At 68.5% G+C, this 16,325-nt stretch carries 14 protein-coding genes; 5 read left to right on the top strand and 9 right to left on the bottom strand.

The annotated features are described in order from the left end of the window. Nucleotides 1-187: 187 nt before the first annotated feature. Nucleotides 188-763 (bottom strand): MarR family winged helix-turn-helix transcriptional regulator, encoded by a 576-nt coding sequence (locus AB4Z09_RS12935; protein WP_114723217.1) that lies wholly within the window; start codon nucleotides 761-763, stop codon nucleotides 188-190. Between the two features lie 233 nt (nucleotides 764-996). Between AB4Z09_RS12935 and AB4Z09_RS12930 the strand changes: the two genes are divergently transcribed. The 4 genes from AB4Z09_RS12930 (at nucleotide 997) to AB4Z09_RS12915 (ending at nucleotide 6,598) form a co-directional block, all read left to right on the top strand. Beyond that, on the top strand, nucleotides 997-1,689 hold the full coding sequence (locus tag AB4Z09_RS12930; RefSeq protein ID WP_442239880.1) for an IclR family transcriptional regulator: 693 nt from the start codon (nucleotides 997-999) through the stop codon (nucleotides 1,687-1,689). A 314-nt stretch (nucleotides 1,690-2,003) separates the two neighbouring features. Beyond that, the gene (locus AB4Z09_RS12925) at nucleotides 2,004-4,337 is read left to right on the top strand and encodes a cytochrome P450/oxidoreductase (protein WP_442239879.1); all 2,334 of its coding nucleotides are present in this window, start codon (nucleotides 2,004-2,006) and stop codon (nucleotides 4,335-4,337) included. A gap of 40 nt (nucleotides 4,338-4,377) precedes the next feature. Further along, nucleotides 4,378-5,718, top strand: a complete 1,341-nt coding sequence (locus AB4Z09_RS12920) for an MFS transporter (RefSeq protein ID WP_442239878.1) — start codon at nucleotides 4,378-4,380, stop codon at nucleotides 5,716-5,718. A 118-nt stretch (nucleotides 5,719-5,836) separates the two neighbouring features. Continuing rightward, the gene (locus AB4Z09_RS12915) at nucleotides 5,837-6,598 is read left to right on the top strand and encodes an alpha/beta fold hydrolase (RefSeq protein WP_442239877.1); all 762 of its coding nucleotides are present in this window, start codon (nucleotides 5,837-5,839) and stop codon (nucleotides 6,596-6,598) included. Between the two features lie 80 nt (nucleotides 6,599-6,678). Here the strand turns inward: AB4Z09_RS12915 and AB4Z09_RS12910 are convergent, their stop codons facing one another. From AB4Z09_RS12910 to AB4Z09_RS12885, 6 genes are all read right to left on the bottom strand, one after another. Continuing rightward, nucleotides 6,679-7,167 (bottom strand): nuclear transport factor 2 family protein, encoded by a 489-nt coding sequence (locus tag AB4Z09_RS12910; RefSeq protein ID WP_442239876.1) that lies wholly within the window; start codon nucleotides 7,165-7,167, stop codon nucleotides 6,679-6,681. A 73-nt stretch (nucleotides 7,168-7,240) separates the two neighbouring features. Beyond that, on the bottom strand, nucleotides 7,241-8,590 hold the full coding sequence (locus AB4Z09_RS12905; RefSeq protein WP_442239875.1) for an MFS transporter: 1,350 nt from the start codon (nucleotides 8,588-8,590) through the stop codon (nucleotides 7,241-7,243). Between the two features lie 46 nt (nucleotides 8,591-8,636). After that, on the bottom strand, nucleotides 8,637-10,097 hold the full coding sequence (locus AB4Z09_RS12900) for an FAD-dependent oxidoreductase (protein ID WP_442239874.1): 1,461 nt from the start codon (nucleotides 10,095-10,097) through the stop codon (nucleotides 8,637-8,639). Then, a complete protein-coding gene (locus AB4Z09_RS12895) occupies nucleotides 10,094-10,900 on the bottom strand; it encodes an SDR family NAD(P)-dependent oxidoreductase (RefSeq protein WP_442239873.1) in 807 nt (268 codons plus the stop codon). Before AB4Z09_RS12895 ends, AB4Z09_RS12900 begins: the two co-directional genes overlap by 4 nt. Before the next feature lie 10 nt (nucleotides 10,901-10,910). Then, entirely contained in the window at nucleotides 10,911-11,747 is an 837-nt protein-coding gene (locus AB4Z09_RS12890) for an SDR family NAD(P)-dependent oxidoreductase (RefSeq protein WP_442239872.1), read from the bottom strand. A 77-nt stretch (nucleotides 11,748-11,824) separates the two neighbouring features. Next, a complete protein-coding gene (locus AB4Z09_RS12885) occupies nucleotides 11,825-12,292 on the bottom strand; it encodes a nuclear transport factor 2 family protein (RefSeq protein WP_442239871.1) in 468 nt (155 codons plus the stop codon). Between the two features lie 129 nt (nucleotides 12,293-12,421). Between AB4Z09_RS12885 and AB4Z09_RS12880 the strand changes: the two genes are divergently transcribed. Beyond that, the gene (locus tag AB4Z09_RS12880) at nucleotides 12,422-13,162 is read left to right on the top strand and encodes an IclR family transcriptional regulator (protein ID WP_442239870.1); all 741 of its coding nucleotides are present in this window, start codon (nucleotides 12,422-12,424) and stop codon (nucleotides 13,160-13,162) included. Between the two features lie 15 nt (nucleotides 13,163-13,177). On the opposite strand, the gene AB4Z09_RS12875 is transcribed toward AB4Z09_RS12880, so the two are convergent. Continuing rightward, the gene (locus tag AB4Z09_RS12875) at nucleotides 13,178-14,404 is read right to left on the bottom strand and encodes an MFS transporter (protein WP_442239869.1); all 1,227 of its coding nucleotides are present in this window, start codon (nucleotides 14,402-14,404) and stop codon (nucleotides 13,178-13,180) included. Continuing rightward, complete coding sequence (locus AB4Z09_RS12870) at nucleotides 14,397-16,322, bottom strand: FAD-dependent oxidoreductase (RefSeq protein ID WP_442239868.1); 1,926 nt, start codon at nucleotides 16,320-16,322, stop codon at nucleotides 14,397-14,399. The genes AB4Z09_RS12875 and AB4Z09_RS12870 overlap by 8 nt, the downstream gene beginning before the upstream one ends. Nucleotides 16,323-16,325: the final 3 nt, after the last annotated feature.

Here is a 16,325-nt window from a genome sequence, read left to right as displayed (position 1 = left end):
TAGTTTCGAGGCGTGAGCGCAACCACACGAGCGGTCTCGTCTCGGCATCCCCGCTCTCCCCGGCATCCTCCCGCTCCCCCCGAGTACCCCTCCCCCGCGATTTGCGCACTTATCGGCCCCGGGACGGCGTCGCGGACACCGATAAGTGCGCGAATCGCGAAGGGAGTGGGGGGGTGACGCGCGTGTGTCAGTTGCGTCCGCGAACGTCGAACTGGCTGCGGTTGGTTATCAGCTTGTCGAGCAGCATCACGAGAATGTGCTGTTCGGCCTCGGTGAGAACGCTCGCCCACGCGTATTCGCGCTCGTTGTGCTCGCGGTAGGTGGCGGCCATCTCGGCGCGACCCTTCTCGGTGAGCGAGAGCTGGACCGAGCGGCCGTCGTGCTCGTCCGGGGACCGATCGAGCAGACCGCTCGCCACCAGGGTCTTCGTCAGATTCGATACGGCGGCGCGGCTCATCCCGGTGAGCTTGGCGGCGCTCTTGGGTTCGATCGGACCGGCCAGCCACGTCACGAACAGCAGGCGGAAGGTCGACCACGACAACCCGCGCGGACGGTGCACCGACGACTCGAGGTCGTACGTCACCACATTCGCGGCCCGGTTGAGGGTGAGTAAAACCTGCGTGGCGAGTTGATGGGTGGAACCGTACTCGGTGCTCAGGCGCCGATTCGCGAGATCGATGAACGACCAGAAGTCGAGATCGCCGGCCTCCGGCTCCGCAGCGTCCCCCGCAGCCCGGCCGTTCCGCCCGTCATCCCCGCTCATGCGGTCACCCTATCGCGGCGGGCAGTCGTCGCCGTCAGCTGCGACAGTCGTCGAATCCTCACCAAATTAGTATATCTGTTAACTATTTGATCAGCGCTTCCCTGACCGAGTGCCCACCCCGTGGATCGGGTCCGCCGCGTTCGACCACCTGACCCGTAAAGTCGGCGCAAAGGCCCCGGAGCACGGGGTCGAGCCCGCACGACAGGCCCCGACACCCCCCGGACAGGACGGATATGAGCACGCTGCAGACCCTCGATCGTGGGCTGCGCGCGCTCGACGTCGTCGCCCAGTCGCAGGCCGGCATCTCGGTGGCCGACCTGGCCAAGGAACTCGATGTCCACCGGGCCATCTGCTACCGCATCGTCGCGACGCTCGAGGCGCACTCGCTGGTCACACGCACCGACGACGGACGCATCCGGCTCGGCGTCGGTGCCGCGATCCTCGCGTCCCGCTTCGAACCGCAGTTCTCCGGCGACGTGCAACCCCTGCTGTACGCTCTCGCGAACGAGACCAAGGCTACGGCGTTCGTCTCCGCAGCTCAGGGGCAGAACTGCGTCGTGATCATGGTGGCCGAACCGGAGGGCACGCTGCTGCGCGTCGGGTACCGCGTCGGCAGCAGCCACCCCCTCGACAAGGGCGCCGCGGGTATCGCGATCCTCGCGCTGCGTCCCGAGCAGTCGAACGACCCCGACCCGGTGCGTCAAGCCCGCGCCGACGGCTACAGCCTCACCCGCGGCCAGCTCGAACACGGCGCGGTGGGCATCGCGTCGGGCATCGCGCTGCCCCCGGGCTTCGGGTCGAGCACCGGCCTGGAACGCAGCGTCGGCGTCGTCGCGATCGACGGCCTCGACACCGACGGCGCCGCCGCCGCGGTGAGGCGCACCGCGCGCGAGATCGAGACCCGCATCAGCGTCCGGGGCGCCTGACCGCCGGGGCCTTCCGGCCCCCACCCACCCCGCACCCGCGCGTTTCGCGCACTTATCGGTCCGACGCAGGCCCTCCCGAGACCGCCAAGTGCGCAAATCGCGAACGGGGGCGGGGTCGCGTACCCCCCGCGACCGGCGATTCCGGGGTCGCTCGCCCTACCACAGAACAGACCACTCGCGTCGTTATTTGAGGCCTACTTGACCCCGAATGTGACCGCACTTACTCTGTGCGGAGTTCGCTCACCGATACACGATGTGCGTTATTAGTAACTTCGCAGATGAGCGCAGTTTTCAGACAGACGGAGATGCCAGTCATGAGCGTGTGCCCGATCGACCACACAGCCCTGCAGAACGCCGGCCGCGCTGCGGCCATGTCCAACACCGGGTGCCCGGTTTCCGCGAATGCCGCCGCCTTCGACCCGTTCACGGGCCCGTACCAGGTGGACCCTGCGGCGTCGCTGCGCTGGTCGCGCGACGAGGAGCCGGTGTTCTTCAGCCCCGAAACCGGCTACTGGGTCGTCACCCGGTACGAGGACGTCAAGGCCGTGTTCCGCGACAACATCCTGTTCTCGCCGTCGATCGCGCTCGAGAAGATCACCCCCGTCTCCGACGAGGCGACGGCGACGCTCGCCAAGTACGACTACGCGATGTCGCGCACCATGGTGAACGAGGACGAACCCGCGCACATGCCGCGCCGCCGAGTTCTGATGGATCCGTTCACCCCCAAGGAACTGGTCCACCACGAACCGATGGTCCGCCGCCTCACCCGCGAGTACGTGGACCGGTTCATCGAGACCGGTCGGGCCGACCTCGTCGACGAGATGCTGTGGGAGGTCCCGCTCACCGTCGCGCTGCACTTCCTCGGCGTGCCCGAGGAGGACATGGACGAGCTGCGCAGCTACTCGATCGCGCACACGGTCAACACGTGGGGCCGGCCCGCACCCGAGGAGCAGGTCGCGGTCGCCGAGGCGGTCGGCAAGTTCTGGCAGTACGCCGGCCAGGTACTCGAGAAGATGCGCAAGGATCCGTCGGGCCACGGCTGGATGCCGTTCGGCATCCGCATGCAGAAGGAGCTGCCGGACGTCGTCACCGACTCCTACCTGCACTCGATGATGATGGCGGGAATCGTTGCGGCACACGAGACCACGGCGAACGCCTCGGCGAACGCGTTCCGCCTGCTGCTCGAGAACCGCAGCGTGTGGGAGGAGATCTGCGCCGATCCGAGCCTGATCCCCAACGCCGTCGAGGAGTGCCTGCGCCACTCCGGTTCGGTCGCCGCCTGGCGCCGCCTGGTCACCGCCGACACCACGATCGGGGGCATCGACATCCCCGAGGGTTCGAAGCTGCTGATCGTCACCTCGTCCGCGAACCACGACGAGCGCCACTTCGACAATGCCGACGACTTCGACATCCGGCGCGAGAACTCCAGCGACCACCTGACGTTCGGCTACGGCAGCCACCAGTGCATGGGCAAGAACCTCGCCCGCATGGAGATGCAGATCTTCCTCGAGGAGTTCACCAAGCGTCTGCCGCACATGGAACTCGTGCCGGACCAGGAGTTCACCTACCTGCCCAACACGTCGTTCCGTGGACCGGACCATGTTCTGGTGCAGTGGGATCCGGCGAAGAACCCGGAACGCACCGATCCGTCGATCCTCGACAACCGCCAGCCGGTGAAGATCGGTGAACCGTCCAAGACCAACATCTCCCGGACCGTGACCGTCGACGCGATCACCCCGGCCGCCGACGGCGTCGTGCGCGTGACGCTGTCGGATCCGTCGGGCAAGGCGCTGCCGAAGTGGACCCCGGGTTCGCACATCGACATCGACCTGGGCGACCTGTCCCGCCAGTACTCGTTGTGCGGCGATCCGAACGACCTGTCCACGTACGAGATCGCGGTGCTCGAGGAACCCGAGAGCCGCGGCGGGTCGCGCTACGTGCACCGCACCCTCGAGGCCGGCCACACGCTGAAGATGCGCGGACCGCGCAACCACTTCAAGCTCGACCCCGACGCCGAGCGCTACATCTTCGTCGCGGGCGGCATCGGCATCACGCCGATCATCGCGATGGCCGACCATGCCAAGGCCACCGGCAAGGACTACGAGATCCACTACTGCGGGCGCGATCGCTCCACGATGGCGCTGCTCGACCGGCTGATGGCCGATCACGGCGACCGCACCACGGTGCACGCGAGCTCCACCGGCAACCGCCTCGACATCCCCGCCCTGCTCGACGTCCCGGTCGACGGTACCCAGATCTACTCGTGCGGACCGGAACGCCTGCTCACCGCGCTCGACGAGGCCAGCGCCCACTGGCTCGAGGACTCCCTGCACGTCGAACACTTCACGTCCAATCTGGCCAAGCTCGACCCGGCCAACGAGCACGCGTTCGAGGTCGAGCTGCGTGACTCGGGTTTGACCCTCCAGGTCGCCGCCGACCAGACGGTGCTCGACGCCCTGCGTGCGTCGAACATCGACATCCAGAGCGACTGCGAGGAGGGGCTGTGCGGATCGTGCGAAGCCCCCGTCCTCGACGGCGAGGTGGATCACCGCGACATGGTGCTCACCAAAACCGAACGGGCTCAGAACAAGTCGATGATGACCTGCTGCTCTCGCGCATGCGGCACCAAGATCAGCCTCGCGCTCTGACCCACCTCCCCCTCTTCTTCAGCACCCGAAAGGATCCGTAATGGGATCACCGACAGTCTCTGCGCCGGCCGGCCCGGCCGGTAGCGACCAGCCGCCCAAGTCAAGCTTCAAGCGCGTCCTCACCGGCAGCATGGCCGGTGCCGTGCTCGAGTGGTACGACTTCGCGATCTACGGCATCCTCGCCGCGACCGTCCTCGGCCCGCTCTTCTTCCCCGGCGACGACGGCGTCGCGAAGCTGCTGCTGGCGCTGGCGACCCAGGGCCTCGGTTTCATCGCCCGTCCGTTGGGCGGCATCGTCTTCGGCCATCTCGGCGACAAGTTCGGCCGCAAGCCGATGCTCGTCACGACGTTCATCATGCTGGGCACCGCGACGGCCGCGATCGGCCTGCTGCCGACCTACGACCAGATCGGCATCTGGGCCACGGTCGCACTCGTCGTGCTGCGCATGATCCAGGGCTTCGCGCTCGGTGGCGAGTTCGGCGCCGCGGTGCTGCTGGTCAGCGAGTACGGCGAACCGAAGAAGCGTGGCTTCTGGGCGTCCTGGCCGCAGGCCGGTGCACCGATGGGCACGGTCCTCGCGACCGTCATCGTCTYGGTCCTCGGCTTCTTCCTCACGGACGAGGCGTTCGACCAGTGGGGCTGGCGTGTGGCCTTCCTGTTCGCGATCCCGCTGCTGATCGTCGGCTTCTGGGTGCGTCGCGGTGTCGAGGAGTCCCCGGTCTTCAAGGCCGCGCAGGAGCAGGCCGCCAAGGCCCCGCAGGCCGACGAGCGTTCGAGCATCCTCGAGGCGCTGCGCCGGCCGCGCGCCGTTCTGATCGGGCTCGGCATGCGTCTGGGCGAGAACATCGCGTTCTACGTCTACACCGTGTTCGTCATCGCCTACGCCACGACGTACTTCGACTTCCACCGCGGCGACATCATCATGGCCGTCACGTTCGCGTCGCTGTTCCAGTTCGTCGGCATGATCGGCGGCGGCGCGTGGTCCGACCGCATCGGCCGCCGCAAGGCGATGCTCGTCCCCGCGATCATCCTCGTGGTGTGGGCACCGGTGTTCTTCTGGCTGGTCCAGCTCGAGAGCCTGCCGATGCTGTGGCTGGGTGTGTGCGTGGGCGCGTTCTTCCACGGCATGCTCGCCGGCCCGGAGGCCGCCTGGATCACCGAGCTGTTCCCGACGCGCTACCGCTACGCCGGTTCGTCGCTGGTGTTCCAGGGCTCGTCGATCATCGCCGGCGCGCCGGCCCCGTTCATCGCGGTCTGGCTGATCGACAACTACGGCGTCGGTATGGTTATCGGCTACCTGGTGATCACGATGGCGATCACGGTGATCGCGCTGTTGTTCAGCCGCGAGACCAAGGGCGTGGATCTCGACGAGGTCGCGTGACCGATGAGAATCGGTCGGTGACGCCGACCTAGACATCCGGGCCCCGGCCCCGATCCCGACAGGGGTCGGGGCCGGGGCCCGGCCCGTTCATCACACCGCTACAGACAGGAGAAGTCGAATGACCATCGCTCACAAGCTGGTCGGACACGGCCCCGTGAAGGTGATCGCGCTGCACGGCTGGTTCGGCACGTCCGAGGGCTGGGGCATGCTGCCCGAGTTGATCGACACCGACGCGTACACCTACGCCCTGATCGACTACCGCGGCTACGGCGCGCGACGCGACGAGGCGGGCGAGTTCACGCTCGAGGAGATCTCCGCGGACACCCTCGCGCTGGCCGACGAGCTGGGCTGGGACCGCTTCGCCCTCATCGGGCACTCGATGGGCGGCGCCGCCGCGCTGCGCGTGCTCGCCGACGCCCCCGACCGGGTCACCGCGGTGATCGGCATCAGCCCCGTCCCCGCGTCGGGCGTGCCGTTCGACGACGACAGCGCGGCACTGTTCGGCGGCGCCGAGAACGAGGACGGCAACCGGTACGCGATCCTCGACTTCACCACCGGTAACCGGCAGTCCGCGACGTGGCTGCGGCAGATGACGCAGTTCTCGGTGGACTTCACCACCCGCCCGGCATTCGGTGCGTACCTGCGTTCCTGGGCCGGGGCCGACTTCGCCGCGGAGCTGCCGCTGACGTCCATCCCGGTCAAGACGATTGTCGGCGAGCATGATCCGGCGCTAGGCGCCGAGACCATGAAGGCCACCTGGATGACGCAGCTGCCGCAGTGCGAGCTGGACGTCCTCGCGAACGCGGGCCACTACGCGATGTTCGAGGCGCCGGTCGCGATGATCACCAGCATCGAGGCCGTGCTCTCCGAGCTGAAGTGAGCTGACACCACCCGTGGCGACGCCGGCACCCCGCAGACGGGGTGCCGGCGTCGCCGTGTCGGATCCGAACTCGTTGCCGGTCAGGGCTTGCCGGTGAAGACCGGATCCGCGCTGGACCGTCGCGATCGGACCCAGGAGGGGTCCAGGCCGTCGTCGATCGCCTCGGTCACGGACTCGTCGAACACCACGATGCGGTCCGCGATACGCCACTGTCCGTCGCGCCGCTCGAAGCGATCGACGTAGCGGCACTTGATGGTTGCGCGAGCCTGCGGCGCCCCCGGGGTCTCGGGAACCTGACGCAGGTAGCACAGGCAGTACGACTCGACGTGCGCCGCATCGCCGTCGAGGTCGATCAGCACGTTGGTGATGTAGTGCATCGACGAGTCGATCGTCGCGTGCCGGGACTTCATGTCCTCGATCAGGCCGTCGACGGTGCCGATGTAGCCGCCGTGGTTGTCGATCGCGTCGAGGAAGTAGCAGTCGGCCACGCGGTCGAAGTCCTTGCGGTCCACCGCCCGCGCGTAGCGGTACAGGACCTCGGTGATCTCCTGCTTGTCGAGCAATGACATTGGGTCTCCTGTCGGATTCACCAGCGGGCCCCGCCGACGTCGTTGTCGGCGGGGCCCGTGGTCGGTCGTGTGCCTAGTCGACGCGCAGTTCGATGCCCTTGGTCTCCTTGACGAAGAAGATCGCACCGAGGGTGAGCAGCGCGCAGAACACGAAGTAGAAGGCCGGCGCCAGGTTGTTGCCGGTGACGTCGATCAGCCACGTCGCGATGAACGGGGCCGTACCGCCGAGGGCCATGTTGGTGATGTTGTTGCCCAGGGCGAGACCGCTATAGCGGACCGACGCCTTGAGCATCTCGACGTACGTCACGTACGACGCACCGTTGACCACCGACACCGCGATGAACAGCACCGACTGGCCGACGACCGCCTGCCAGATGCTGCCGCCCGCCATGAGCATGAACATCGGGACGCCCAGCACGACCGCGGCGACGRTGCCGGTGAACAGCACCGGCTTACGCCCGTACTTGTCCGCGAGGTAGCCCGCGATCGGCAGCGTGATGACACCGAGGACCAACGCCAGCGACGTGGACAGGAACGCGACGGTGGACGACTGCCCGCCGGCCTTCTGCAGGTAGGTGGCCGCGTACACGGAGGCGATGTAGTAGCCGCCCGTGATGAGCGCACCCAGGAAGATGATCTTCACGAGCGAGCCACCGGAGGTGGTGAGCAGCTCCTTGACGGGCACCTTCGCCGTCTCGCCCTTGTCCTCGAGCTCCTTGAACTGCGGGGTGTCCTCCATGTGGTTCCGGATCCAGATGCCGACCACGCCGATGACGACGGAGAGCAGGAACGGGATACGCCACGCCCACGACAGGATCTGGTCATGGGTGAACACCGAGGTGAGCGCCAGCGCGGTCAGGGACGCGACGAGCGAACCGATGTAGGTACCCGAGTTGACCATCGACGTCTGGAAGGCGCGCCACTTCGCCGGCGCGGACTCCGACACGAACGCATTGGCGCCGCCCAGCTCGCCGCCGGCCGCGAAGCCCTGCAGGCAGCGCGCCAGCACCAGGATCGCGGTCGCCCACACACCGAGGGTGACGTAGGTGGGCATCAGGCCCATCGCCGCCGTCGCGACGACCATCAGCAGGATGGTCCAGGACAGGGCGTTCTTGCGGCCGTACTTGTCACCGATGTGGCCGAAGAAGATGCCACCGGGCACCCGCAGGAAGAACGCGACCGCGAACGTCGCGAACGTGCCGAGCAGCGCGGCGGTGTCGTTCTCCGAGACGAAGAACAGCGACGCGATGATCGTCGCCATGTAGCCGTAGATACCGAAGTCGTAGTACTCGACGACGGTGCCCACGATCGCGGCACGAACCACCTTGACGGTGGACTGCGGGGGCTTGGCCTGCACGGGGTCGGGTCCTCGGGCGGGCTCGGAGCTACGAACCTCGTGCTCCGCAGTGTCGTTTACAGGCATGGGGGGTCCTTTGAAAGTCTCTGGTGTGCAACACGCTTGACCGGTGTCAGATTCCTGCAGTTGTCATTGCCGTGGACGTCTCCGACTCGCCGCGGGCGGTTCGCGCCGCGTTGATGCCGGCGAGTCTGCCCATGGTGAGGGCGTTGGCCACGGCGTTTCCGCCGCCCACGTACCGGAGTCCGAGAATTCCGGCCCCGGCCTCCCCCGCGGCGTACAGCCCGTCGATCGGTCGACCCGTCTGATCGAGGACAGCGGCGTCGCTGTCGATCTCCACGCCCGCGTGTGTGCACACGAGCTCCGCGGGAAGCATCCGAACGGCGTAGAACGGACCCTCGTCGATCGGGTCCGGGTGTGCGGTCGAGCCCTTGTTCGCGAGCGTGCGATGACGCAGGAAATCGTCGTCGACGCCGTTCGGGAGTTGCTCGTTCCACCGCGAGACGGCCGCCTCGAGGGCATCGGCCGGCACGTCCATCGCCCCGGCGAGTTCCACGAGGGAGTCGGCCCGGAGCGTGCGCCCGGAGTCGGCCTCGTCGAGAACCCGCTCCGGAATCCAATCAGTATATCCCCCAGGCAGATTCACGCGAGCCTTTTCGTCGAAGACGGCCCACGCACCGCCCTCCTGCGCGTCGATGATGCCGGTCGAGACCGCGTACGACGCGTCCTCGTCCATGAAGCGTCGACCGTGGCCGTTGACGTAGATCCGCGACTTCGGCGGGAATCCCGACTGCCAGTGGTGGAACCGCTGGAAGTACGCGGTGGGCAGCATCAGTCCCCAGCCCTCGCCGGTGACGGCCGCGGACACCTGCTCGCCGAACTGCAGGTGATCGCCCCGGCTGCCGGGTGCGGCCACGACGAACAGCGACTGTCCGGCCCGGTTCGCGATCGGGTAGAAGCGCTCGACCAGCTCCGGGTTCTGCGCAAACCCGCCGGTCGCGATCACCACCGCGCCCGCCCGGACCTCGATGTCGTCCGCGACCACACCGACCACGCGGTCGTCCTCGACGATCAGCGACTGGACGCGGGTGTTCAGGATCGCCTCGACGCCGTGCTCGCGGCGAGCCTTGTCGAGCACCTGGACCAGCCCGTAGCCCTGATCCTTCGGCACGTGACCACGCCAGACGTCCTCGACGCCGGCCTGGCACAGGCCGGGCATGTGGGCGTTGGCGGACTCCCGCGCCGGGATCTCCACACCCAGATCGATCAGCCACTCGAGCGTCGGGCCCGCGTGCTCGCAGAACGCGCGGACCAGGCCCGGCTTGAGCATCCAGTGGTTGAGGTCCATGTAGTGCTGGAAGAACTTCTCCGCCGTGTCCTCGATCCCGAGGCCGCGCTGGACGCTGGTCCCGGCCGCGGTGAACAGACCGGCCGACAACTGCGTGGAACCACCCAGTTCGGATTCGGACTCGAACAGCAGCACCGACGCGCCCTGCTCGGACGCGGACACCGCCGCCGCGAGTCCCGCTCCGCCGCCGCCGATCACGACGACGTCCCAGTTGTCTTCACTCATGAGAGGACACCTCCCGATTCTTCGAGGATCCGGTGGTACAGCCCGTTGGAGACCAGGCCGCCGTCCACCGTCACCTCGCTGCCGTTCATGTACGTGGATCGGTCGGACAGCAGGAACAGCACCGCGTCCGTGATCTCGTCGACCGTGCCCATGCGGCCGGCCGGAATGCTCTGCAGCGACGCCTCGATGAAGGCATCCGCTCCCCCGACGAGAGCGGTGCCGACCAGGCCGGGGTGCACCGAGTTGACCCGGATACCCCACTTCGCGAACTGCCCGGACGCCGACTTCGACAGTCCCGTCAGCCCCCACTTGCTCGACGCGTACGCGGGCGAGAAGTAGCCGACCTGACCGGAGATCGACGAGATGTTCACGATCGATCCGCCGCCGCTGTCCCGCATCAGCGGGGCGGCGGCCTTCATGCCGTAGAACGGGCCGAACAGGTTGATTCGCATGGTCAGCTCCCAGATGTCGTCCGGGGTGTCCATGAACTCGAGCCGACGGCTGATGCCGGCGTTGTTGACCAGACYGCCGAGTTCACCCTTGCCGGAGCGGATCTCGTCGATCACCCGCGTCCAGGCCGCGGGGTCGGCGACGTCGAGATGGTGCGCCGACGCGCTGCCGCCGGCGGCCTCGATCTCGGCCAGCACCGCGGAGGTGTCGGCGACGTCGGCGAGGCAGACGTGCGAGCCCCGCGCGGCCAGCGCCCTGGCGTGGTTGGCACCCATGCCGGCGGCGGCGCCGGTGACGAGGACGAGGACGACGCCCGGGTACGTGGCAGGAGTGGAGCCTGCGGAATGACCCATCGACCCTGCATCAGACATGGCGCGAGCCACCGTCGACGGCGATGGAGTGACCGGTGACGTAGCGGGCGCTGTCCGAGAGCAGGAACAGCAGCGGTCCGAAGACCTCCTCCGGCGAGCCGAGGCGGTGCAGCGGCACCACGTCCAGGGCGTGCGCGAGCGCCGCGGGATCCTCGCGGACCCAGCGGGTCATCTCGGTGTCGATGTAGCCGGGTGCGATCGCGTTGACGCGAATGCCCTTGTCGCCGAGTTCCACCGCGAGCGACTCGGTGAGGTGCGCGACGGCGGCCTTGGACGTGCAGTAGGCACCGCGGCCGCGGCGGATGCGCAGCGCGGACACCGACGACATGTTGACGATCGCGCCGCCGACCTCCATGTGCCGCGCCGCGGCCTGGGCGCCGAACAGCACGCCCTCGACGTTGACGTCGAGCGTCGCCGCGATCTGCTCGGGGGTGATCTCCTCGACCAGTGCGAACGGGAAGATGCCCGCGTTGTTGATCCAGAAGTCGATGCGCCCGAACTCCTTCAGCGCGATCTGCGCGAGGGCCTCGTGCTCGTCGGCCTTCGTGACGTCGATGCGGGCACCGACGACGCGACCCGGCTTGTCGGCCAGCGACTTCGCGGCCAGCTCGTCGTTGATCTCCTGCGCGGTGGCCGTCATCTGATCTTCGTTGATGTCGGCGCCGACGACGTTCACGCCGCGCGTGGCCAGACCGGCCGCGAAGGCGGCGCCCATTCCGCGGGCCGCACCGGTGACGACTGCGACCTTGCCCGCCATCTCCGGGTACAGCGCCAGCATCTGCGTGGCGTCGGTGCGTCCGGGGTTCTGGGTATCGGCGTTCTCGGTCATGATGTCTGGATCCTCCAAAGCAAATGTCTACAAAAAGATTTCGAGGCGCGGGCGCCCCTGATGTTCGAACCGAACGGTCAGGCTGCTGTGTCGCCGCCGGCACCGCGGCCGCCGCTGTCGTCCCTTCGGACGGCGCGACGCGCGATACGCCACTGCCCGCCCGCACGCACCACCCGGTCGGTGACGGTGGTGAACCGCACCAGGCGGGAGTCCCCGCCGATCCGCGTCGCGATGATCTGCAGGTAGGCGCGGACCGCGAGTTCGTCCTCGCCGATCCGGTCGATGAGGATGTTGGTGAGCACGTGGCGGTGGGCTTCGCCCGCCGTCGACGCGGCCGTGAAGAACGCCCGGGCGAACTCGGTGAGCGCCGCGGTACCGACGACCGGCGCGGGGTAGCTGGGCGAGTGGAACTCGCCCGTCTCGGTGAACGTGGCCGCCCACTCCGCCGCGAACCCCTCGTCGATGAGGTGGCTCTGCCGGCCGTACAGCTGGTGGATCTCCACGAAAGCCACTGCACCGACCTCACCGTTGCCAGTTCCGCTCATGACACGAACTCCTTCGGCAGTCCCCTGTCGGGGATTGCACCGTCTACCAATGTGTGCGATAATCGAACGCGTAGTGCGATTAAGGTGAAGCGTAGGTGGCTCGCCTCACGCACGTCAAGGGAGGGATTCATGGCATCGGTCCGATCCGATGAGAAAACGAGCGAAACCCCGGGAACGACCAGCGGTGTCCAGCTCGATTCACGGATGTCGAAGACGCTGCACAACGGGCTCGAGATCCTCGAGCTGCTCACGCAGCACAAGTACGGGCTGACGGTCACCGAGATCGCCGACGGAATCGGCGTGCACCGAACCGTCGCGGACCGGCTCGTGCGCACCCTCGAGGCACACCGCCTGTGTCGGCGCACCGCGAACAAGCGCATCCTGCTGGGCTCGGGGCTCGTCTCGCTGGCGAGTTCGGTGGAGCAGGATCTGCGCGAGCTGGCGCGGCCGATTCTCGAGGAACTCGCGGACGCCGTCGAGGCCACCGCGCACCTCGCGGTCCGGGACGGCGAGGACCAGGTCCGCGCCCTCATGGTCGTCGAGCCGCGCAATTCACGCGCCCACGTCGGATTCCAGGCGGGTCAGGTCGATCCGATGAACCGCGGCTCCGCGGGCCTGGCCATGCTCGCGGCGATGCCGCCGCGGGAAGGGGAACGCCCGGAGGTCACGCGTGCGCGCCAACGCGGATTCGCGGTGACGTCCGGCGAGGTGACCCACTCGGTCACCGGCATCTCGGCCGCGCTGCCCAATCGTCGGCCGGACGACCTCGTCAGCATCGGCGTCTCGGTGTTCGATTCGTCCGAGGAACAGAGGCTGGGCGAGGCCGTCATGGCCGCGGCACGACGGCTCTCAGCACTGCTGCTGCGTTGAGAGATCCGGTGCGGGTCAGCGAGAGTCCCTGGCCCGCACCGCAAGTCCCGCGATCAGACACACCGCGGCGACACTGCTGAGCACCAGTGGGCTCAGCGACCAGCCGCCCGTGTGGGTCGCGACGGCCGCAACCAGCGGCGGACCGATGATCGACCCCGCGTTGGACACCTGCACCACCAGGCCGTTGACGGGCCCGATCTCGCGCGGACTCCGGGCCGCGCCGGGTACCGCCGCGAACACCGCGGCCGGCAGCAGGCCGCCGAGGAGCGCGAAAGCCACTGCCGCAGCGTAGGACAGGCCGAACGGCGCCCATCCCGCGTAGATCACGACGGAGGCGGCGCCCATGGAGGCGGCTGCGACGGCGATCAACGATCCGGGGCGCACTCCGCGATGCAGCAGCACCCCGGCACCGATGTTGCCGACGATGTTGCCCAGCACCACCAGCGCCGTGAGCACCGCGGCCGAGCCGTCGGACCGACCGCCGGCGGCGTACATCGTGGGCAGGAAGCCGATCACCGCGAGGTACTGCAGCGAGTAGGTCCCGAAGGCGAGCGCGATCAGCATGGCGGTCGAATTGCGCCACACGCGTGACGGTTTCGACTCCGGGTCGGCACCGGACGAAGACTCACCGCTGGACGTCTTCGGTACGACGGCGAGTACCAGCACCGCACACACCACCAGGGCGGCCGCGTTGACGCCCCACAGCCCGCGCCAGCCGATCGCGCCGATCACCCACGGCCCGGCGACGATCGCCACGAACTGGCCCAGCGGCATGTAGATCCCCCACATGCCCAGCGCCAGTCGGCGATGCTCCGCCGCCGCGGCCGAGGCGATCAGTGCCGGCGCCGACACCGCGACGCCCATGAATCCCAAGCCCTCGAGGATCCGGGAGAACAGCAGCACCGGGGTGGACGGGGAGACCGCGCCGAGCAGCGCTCCGGCCGCGAGCACGGTCAGCGCGAGCGTCAGCATGCGGCGTCTGCCCCACCGGTCGACGAATCCGCCTGCGGCACTGCCGAGCAGCGCGCCCACGAACGTGTACGACGACAGGAGCACCCCGGCCGCGGTCAGGCTCATGCCGAGGTCGTCGCGCACCGTCGGCAACGCGACGATGACCTTGCCGACCTGACTCGCGGCGAGCACGCCCGCGAGCAGCGCGATCACCACCACACCCCACGCAGACGAATCCAGCGCCGCCGGCTGCTGCCGGACGGCGCTGGATTCGGAGACTTGCTCAGGCACCGACGGCGGCGTCCGCGTTCTCGTCGGCGGGCACGGTCAGCGACGGATCGGTGGCGGCCGCGATGGCCTCCTCGAACTCGCGCTGCCCCACCTGCGAACCGAGCACCAGCGCGAGGCGGGTCAGGAAGCCCTCGCGGTCGTTCTCGCCCACCTGGTCGAGCGCGTCGGACAGGCCCATCCACACGTTCTCGCGGCGCAACTCGGCCGGGTCGATCGCGGGCCCGTTGTCGACGGCAGCCGACGCACCGGCCGGGGCGGTTCCCAGGCTCAGGTGGCGCACGACGTCGTCGATCCGTCCGACACCGTCGACGCGGCACAGCAGCACGCCGTCGGGACGGATCACGAACACCTCGCCGTCGCGGGCACCGAGCGCGGCGACCGTCTGTCCGTCGGCGTCGGGAACCACCGCAACCGACACGGCGGATTCCTCGGGGGTATCCGAGCCGATCAGGATCGCGCGCACCGACTCCGGTGCCAGCGCACCGGCCAGGGTCGCGGTGGCGGCGGCCAGCGCCGCGGCGTCGACACGCACGCCGAGGACCGCGAAACCGGTGCCGCGCAGGATGTTCAGCGACGTCTCGGTGCCGTCGGCCGTCTGCACCCGACGGTCCTCGACGGGATCACCAGCGGCGACTCCCTCGGCGTCGGCCGGGGTGGGCCACGTGAGCGGCGAGATCCGCGCGTCGGTGGCGCTGGACTGGCGCGGGTTGATCAGGTGGCTGAACTCGGGGCGGGTCACCGACAGCGCGAGGATCGCGTCGCGCGTCGTCTGGTAGCCGTGGCTGCCGGGCGACATGATGAGCGTGCTCTTGCCGGCGTTGGCGACGTTCTGCCGCCACGCGTCGTGCCGCTCCACCGAGTACGCCTGCAGGAGTTCGGGAGTGGCGCTTCCGTGGATCACGGCGGCCAGCTGCCACGCAAGGGTCTCGGCGTCCTCCATGCCCGAGTTGAGGCCGCGCACACCGAAGATCGGCACCAGGTGCGCCGCGTCGCCGGCGAACAGGATGCGGCCGTGCGTGAAGTCCTGCAGCGCGAGCGCGCGGGCGCTGTAGAAGCCGTGCCACTCGAGCGTCCACGGCAGGTCGTTCTGCAGCCATTCCAGGTGCCGGGTGATCCGGTCGCGGATCCGGTCTTCCTGCGTCTCGAGCTCGGCGTCCTCCGACGGGTCGAGCTGGTAGTCGATGCGCCAGATGTTCTTGGGCTGCTTGTGCATGATGATCGTCGAACCGGGGTTGCTCGGCGGATCGAACCAGACCATGCGCTCGGCCGGCAGTTCCGATTCCCAGTGGATGTCGGCGATCACGTAGCGGCCGTCGTAGTTGTTGCCCTGCATGCGGAGACCGGCGAGCTCGCGCATCCGGCTGCGGCCACCGTCAGCGGCCACGACCCAGCGGGCACGCAGATGGCGCTTGCCGAACGCGGTGTCGATCTCGAGGGTCACCTCGTCGTCGGCGCGGAGCACGCCCGCGATGCTCGCGGACCAGTGCAGCGTGATGAGCGGGTTCGCCTCGAGCGTGTCGACCATGATCTGCTCGAACTCGGACTGCGAGACGTTGATCATGGGCGGGCGGACGTCGTGCTCGGCGTTGCGCATCTGGAAGTGCAGCACCTGCCGATCGCGGTAGAAGCTGCGACCGCCGACCCACGGCAGCACGATCTTCTCGAGCTCGGCGCCGAAGCCGAGGCGCGCGGCGGCCTCGAGGCTGTGGCGGGAGATGCAGATGGCGCGGCTGCCGAACGACACCTGGTCGGCCGCTTCGAGGATCGTGACGGGGATGCCGCGCTGGGCCAGGCCGAGGGCGACGGCCATGCCGACGGGGCCGGCGCCGACGATGACGACCGGGAGGGTCTCGTCGGCGGCGGTCATGGACTCGAAGTTCGAGGCCGGGTACTTCGGGGGCTGGTAGTAGGTCGACATGGT

The sequence above is a fragment of the Rhodococcus sp. TAF43 genome (assembly GCF_052113525.1).
Classification (GTDB): Bacteria; Actinomycetota; Actinomycetes; order Mycobacteriales; family Mycobacteriaceae; genus Prescottella.
Note: the sequence above shows the minus strand (reverse complement) of the source record. Positions and strands in the feature narration are given on the sequence as shown.